The sequence below is a fragment of the Hoeflea sp. genome, from assembly GCF_984452065.1.
In genome coordinates, this window is record NZ_CFHWAF010000076.1 from 17,256 (window position 1) to 22,352 (window position 5,097).

Genomic DNA, 5,097 nt, shown 5'->3' on the forward strand with positions numbered 1-5,097 from the left:
TTCGTGTCGCCGACGGTCTGGGTCGACGAGGTTGCGCGCATCGGCCAGATATGGGCCGCGTATCTGTCTGCCGCCTTTGTCCTGAAACACCGGGAACTGATCGTCATCGATGTGGCCTTCCGCACGCCCGGCACCCTGGCCAGGAGGCTCGCCGAAACGTTCGGGCTCGCGGTGATCGCCACGGTCTGTTTCGTCACCGTGCGATACGGGCTCGAATTGTGGTTCCGCGCGACGGTGCGCGGCCATACCACCGACACCTATCTCGCCTTGCCGAAGTGGTTCACCGAAGCATCCGTGTGGGTCGGTTTTTCGATCCTGGGTTTTCAGGTTCTGGCCGAACTGGTGAGGCTGTGGATGCCGCAACGGACGGTACGATGACGACGATCCTCATCGTGTGCGGACTGCTGACGCTGCTGGTCCTGCGTGTGCCGGTCGCCTTCGCGCTGGCCGGCCTCGGTGTTTTCCTCCTGTGGATCTATCCGCTGCCTCTCAATGCGGTGCCGCAGCGCCTTTACGGCACGATGGACAGTTTCGAACTGCTTGCCGTTCCGATGTTTCTCTTGATGTCGAACGTGCTCCTGAAGGGCAATGTCGGACGCGATCTGTTTGCCGCCGTGCAAAGCTGGGTCGGCCACTGGCCGGGCGGGCTGGGCGTTGCGACGATCCTGTCCTGCACGCTGTTTTCCGCGGTATCGGGCTCGTCCGTCGCGACCGCCGCGACAATCGGTACGGTGGCGATCCCTGAAATGACCAGCCGGGGCTATGCGCGCCCCTTCGTGCTCGGTCTGCTGGCCGCCGGCGGCACTCTGGGGATATTGATCCCGCCGTCGATCCCGCTGATCCTCTATGGCGTCATCACAGAAACATCGATCCCGACGCTTTTTCTTGCCGGTATCGGTCCGGGCCTGTTCCTGACCGCCGCGTTCATCGCCTATGCCATGGTGAGATCGAAGTTCGAAGACGACGGTTCGCCCGCGCCGAAAGCCTCCTGGCGCGAACGTGCCATGGCGAGCCTGCGCGCCGCTCCGACGGTTGCGCTGGCCGCGGTCATCATCGGCGTGATTTACCTCGGAATCGCGACGCCGTCCGAAAGCGCCGCCGTCGGTTTTGTCCTGGCGCTCGCCATCACATTCGCCATGCGCCGCATGACCTTTCGGCTGCTTCGCGAGGCCGTCATCGCCTCCATGAAGACGACGGCGATGATCTTCCTCATCGTGGCCGGCGCAAAGGTCTTTTCCTATGCCATCACGATCTACCGGATTCCGCAGGACATTTCGGCCTTTCTGACCGGTCATTTCAGTGATGCCGGTCTTTTCATCCTCGCCGTCGGTGCGGTGCTGCTGGTTTTGGGGCTGTTCCTGGAAACACTGTCCATGCTTCTCATCATGGTGCCGGTTCTGTTTCCGGCGCTGGCGGCTCTGGGCATCGATCCGATCTGGTTCGGCATATTCTTTGTCGTTTTGATCGAGGCGGCGCTGATCACACCGCCGGTCGGCATGAACCTGTTCGTTCTGCAAAGCGTCGCCCAGGCGCAACTCGGCGAAGTGGTGCGCGGCGCTTTTCCCTTTGCGCTGATCCTGCTGGCAACCGCTTTTGTGCTCTGGTTCTGGAAGGGGCTGGCGTTATGGATCCCGTATGCCGCTTAGAGCAAAATCGTCCGGCCCATTCAACACTGTCTTCCAATGGCCTCTTCCTCAAAAAGGGTGGGGAAAACCGGCCCATCGTCCGCTGGACGATTGCGCAAGACGGGCTCACATCTTCAAAGTAAACGCAATCTTGCCGAGGCTTTCGCCGTTTGCCTGAATTTCGATCGCATGTTCGCTGTCATAATAGGTTCTCGTGGTTATCGGGCGGAAGGCGTGGCTCTTTTCCAGCGCGACCGTTTCCCTTCCGTCAAACCGCAGCGATTTCCATTTGAAGACCTTGGGCGATGTCGAGCCGTTCGTCTTTTGATGGTGCACGATGTAGTCGACAACGATGTTCTGCGGATTGTCGCTCGTCGCGTGAAGCGCCACCGCGAACCGGATCGCGTCTCCGAAGCGGACGGTGGTCCGGTCCAGCGTGAACCGGTCGAGCGAGAGCGGGCCAAAGCCGAGAGCCTTCAATGTTGGCCGGTGTTCCGGCCTTATCAAATCATGCCATATCTACGCCCTTTGCTCTAGGTAGATCACAGGCCTCCTGACAACTGTGTGTCAGGAGCCCGCACAGTCTTCCCGATATCGTGATGCGACAATCTGGCACACATCGATATAGTGCTTCACAAGCCGGTTGCCGCGCGTGACCGCCGACCACGCTTGGCGGTGCCATCGCGCCGCGACCATCCGCAACCCGCCCAAGGGAGGAATGGTTATGGGAAACGCGCGTGTCGTCACAGATGCGGAAGATCCGGCGGCGCATCCGCAAATCCGCAAGATCGCCTATGCGGATGTCATGGACGCGCTTCGCCTTGGACTGGAAGATTTCCGCGAGAAACCGTCCCACTACGTTTTCCTGTGCCTGATCTACCCTGTCGTCGGCATTGTCCTTCTGACCTGGACATCGGGCGGCAACGCGCTGCAGCTCGTCTATCCTCTGATGGCGGGTTTTGCTCTTCTGGGGCCGATCGCCGCCATCGGGCTTTACGAGATAAGCCGGCGGCGCGAGCTGCACTTGGATACCTCATGGCGTCATGCGCTCGGCGTGTTGCGATCTCCCGCGCTTCGCTCCATCCTGGCGGTCGGAGGCATGCTGGTCGTCCTGTTCGTGATCTGGATGTATGCCGCACAGGCAATCTATCAAAACATCTTCGGCGCCGCGGCGCCCGCGTCCATGACCACCTTCATGGGCGACGTGCTGACCACGCCGCAGGGCTGGGCGTTGATCCTCATCGGCAATGCGGCCGGCTTTGTGTTTGCCCTCATCGCGCTGTGCACGGGCGTGGTTGCATTCCCGCTGCTTGTCGACCGGAATGTCGGATCGATTGTCGCAGTCGAGACCTCGATGCGGGCGGTCGCGGCAAATCCCCTGCCGATGATCCTGTGGGGATTGATCGTGGCGATTGCCCTGCTTGTCGGCTCGATACCGTTCCTCGTCGGCCTCGCCATCGTCATGCCGATCCTCGGGCATGCGACATGGCATCTTTACCGCAAGGTTGTCGAACCGGCCGGTGGGGGTTAGAGCAAGCCTGGATTATCGCCCGATGCTCTAAACCAAGGCTGTGCACCGGAGGCAGAGCCTGACATGTCTATATCATGTCCTAACGCATGCCGATCGTCAGCGCCATCTCGACCATGGAGGCGAGCGTTGACTGCCGGTCTTCCGGCGTGATCTGCTCGCCCGTGACGAGGCAATCCGACACGGTGCATATCGCCAGCGCGCGGGCCTGGAAGCGCGCCGCCAGCGTGTAGATCGTGGATGCTTCCATCTCGACGGCCAGCACATTGTGGGCGGCGACCGTCTGGTAGGCCGTTTTCGGATCGTCGCCATGGAACGTGTCGGACGACAGAAGGCCGCCGACATGGGATTCGAGCATGTGAGCCGTCGCGTATTCGTCCGCTGCCCTGAGCAGTTCAAAATCCGCGAAGGGCGCATAGGTGTAGGGGGCAAAGACATGCCGGTTGACCGCGCTGTCGGTTGAGGCCGCCGCTCCGAGGATCAGATCGCGCACCTTGACGCGCGAGACTAGGCCTCCGCAGGTGCCGACCCGGATCAGCGTTTTTGCACCGTAAACGTCCAGCAGTTCATGCACATATATGGCCGTCGAGGGCTGCCCCATGCCGGTGGCCTGGACGCTGACCGGAATACCCTGCCACGTGCCCGTAAAGCCCAGGCAGTTGCGCACACCGTTCACCTGGCGCGGGCTTTCAAAAAAGTTCTCCGCGATCCATTTGGCGCGCAACGGATCGCCCGGCAATAAAACAACCTCGGCGTAATCGCCTTTCCCGGCTTCATTGTGCGGTGTCATCGTGCGCTCCCCTCATGAATCCCGGCCGCGGGACGGTTCGAAATTTATTGGAACCGTCCCGCGGCCGCAAGACAAGCCTCAAGGGGCTAGGCCTTTGGGGTGTCGTCAACCTTCACATAAAGATCGCCGCCCTCCCGGAACTTCGCGGCCATGGCCGCCATGCCTTCCTTCTGAGCCTCGCTGCGGATGTCGTGCGAGATCCGCATGGAGCAGAATTTCGGCCCGCACATGGAGCAGAAATGCGCCACCTTGTGGGCTTCCTTCGGCAGGGTCTGGTCGTGAAAATCGCGCGCCGTCTCCGGGTCGAGCGCCAGGTTGAACTGGTCCTCCCAGCGGAACTCGAACCGCGCCCGCGAGAGCGCGTCGTCACGCGCCTGCGCGGCGGGATGACCCTTGGCGAGATCGGCGGCGTGAGCGGCGATCTTGTAGGTGATCACACCCGTCTTGACGTCATCGCGATCCGGCAGGCCGAGATGTTCCTTCGGCGTCACGTAACACAGCATCGCCGTGCCGAACCATCCGATCATCGCCGCTCCGATCCCGGATGTTATGTGGTCGTAACCCGGCGCGATATCGGTCGTCAGCGGACCGAGCGTGTAAAACGGCGCTTCTCCACAGGCGTCGAGCTGCTTGTCCATATTCGCCTTGATCTTGTGCATGGGGACGTGGCCGGGCCCCTCGATCATGACCTGGCAGTCCTTGTCCCAGGCAATGCGCGTCAGCTCGCCCAGCGTTTCCAGCTCGGCAAACTGCGCCGCATCGTTGGCGTCCGCGATCGAGCCCGGCCGCAAGCCGTCTCCCAGCGAAAACGATACGTCATAGGCGCGGCAGATATCGCAGATTTCCTCGAAATTCTCATAGAGGAAGCTCTCCCTGTGGTGATGCAAACACCACTTGGCCATGATCGAGCCGCCGCGCGAGACGATCCCGGTGGTGCGCTCGGCGGTCAGCGGCACGTAGTGAAGGCGAACGCCGGCATGGATGGTGAAGTAGTCGACACCCTGTTCGGCCTGTTCTATCAGCGTGTCGCGAAACACCTCCCAGTTCAGATCCTCGGCGATCCCGTTCACCTTTTCGAGCGCCTGGTAGATCGGAACCGTACCGATCGGCACCGGTGAATTGCGGATGATCCATTCACGGATATTGTGGATGTT

The 5,097-nt window shown here is 61.3% G+C and carries 6 protein-coding genes; 3 read left to right on the top strand and 3 right to left on the bottom strand.

Annotated features, from left to right (window positions below; translation table 11 throughout):
* Together AC5E6N_RS15085 and AC5E6N_RS15090 are read left to right on the top strand one after the other, a co-directional pair.
* Nucleotides 1–378: TRAP transporter small permease (locus AC5E6N_RS15085; protein ID WP_491748576.1), on the top strand; the 378-nt coding region annotated here is incomplete at its 5' end.
* Nucleotides 375–1,646: a TRAP transporter large permease gene (locus tag AC5E6N_RS15090; RefSeq protein WP_491748577.1), complete on the top strand. Its 1,272-nt coding sequence runs from the start codon at nt 375–377 to the stop codon at nt 1,644–1,646. The genes AC5E6N_RS15085 and AC5E6N_RS15090, both read left to right, overlap by 4 nt.
* A 105-nt stretch (nt 1,647–1,751) precedes the next feature.
* Here the strand turns inward: AC5E6N_RS15090 and AC5E6N_RS15095 are convergent, their stop codons facing one another.
* Nucleotides 1,752–2,105 (bottom strand): YhaZ family DNA alkylation repair protein, encoded by a 354-nt coding sequence (locus tag AC5E6N_RS15095; RefSeq protein ID WP_491748578.1) that lies wholly within the window; start codon nt 2,103–2,105, stop codon nt 1,752–1,754.
* A 244-nt stretch (nt 2,106–2,349) separates the two neighbouring features.
* Here AC5E6N_RS15095 and AC5E6N_RS15100 point away from each other — a divergent pair, with 244 nt between their 5' ends.
* Complete coding sequence (locus AC5E6N_RS15100; RefSeq protein ID WP_491748579.1) at nt 2,350–3,156, top strand: DUF2189 domain-containing protein; 807 nt, start codon at nt 2,350–2,352, stop codon at nt 3,154–3,156.
* A gap of 79 nt (nt 3,157–3,235) precedes the next feature.
* On the opposite strand, the gene deoD is transcribed toward AC5E6N_RS15100, so the two are convergent.
* On the bottom strand, nt 3,236–3,943 hold the full coding sequence (gene deoD / locus AC5E6N_RS15105; protein ID WP_491748580.1) for a purine-nucleoside phosphorylase: 708 nt from the start codon (nt 3,941–3,943) through the stop codon (nt 3,236–3,238).
* Between the two features lie 86 nt (nt 3,944–4,029).
* The coding region (gene thiC / locus AC5E6N_RS15110; protein ID WP_491748581.1) for a phosphomethylpyrimidine synthase ThiC at nt 4,030–5,097 on the bottom strand (1,068 nt) is incomplete at its 5' end.

Excerpts from the sequence above, each read along its gene's own strand:
- AC5E6N_RS15090 (WP_491748577.1), top strand. The coding sequence starts at position 375 with ATGACGACGATCCTCATCGTGTGCGGACTGCTGACGCTGCTGGTCCTG.
- deoD (WP_491748580.1), bottom strand. The coding sequence starts at position 3,943 with ATGACACCGCACAATGAAGCCGGGAAAGGCGATTACGCCGAGGTTGTT.
- AC5E6N_RS15100 (WP_491748579.1), top strand. The coding sequence starts at position 2,350 with ATGGGAAACGCGCGTGTCGTCACAGATGCGGAAGATCCGGCGGCGCAT.